Raw genomic sequence first — 282 nt, 5'->3', positions numbered from 1 at the left:
TGTCTGGTTACCCTTCTGGACACCCAATATTACAGGCTCTGACGGAGTATAATCGACTGGTTAAAGCGCAATATTTACTTGACTACATCGACGATGCCAGTTTGCGGCAGTATGTGCAACGTGCCCTGAACCGGGGAGAAGCATGGCACTTCCTTAGACGAGCCATTGCGTCGGTGAATGGTGATCAGTTCCGTGGCAAAAACGAGTCTGAAATCGCTATCTGGAATGAATGCGCAAGATTGCTTGCCAACGCGATCATCTACTTCAACTCCGCGATACTGA

1 protein-coding gene is annotated in these 282 nt (G+C 48.9%); it reads left to right on the top strand.

Features of this window, described 5'->3' with window-relative positions:
* The coding region (locus ACFI6J_RS21665) for a Tn3 family transposase (RefSeq protein ID WP_462586417.1) at positions 1-282 on the top strand (282 nt) is incomplete at both ends.

The sequence above is a fragment of the Alteromonas sp. G4i13 genome (assembly GCF_054960505.1).
This window is presented reverse-complemented; position numbering and strand designations above follow the sequence as displayed.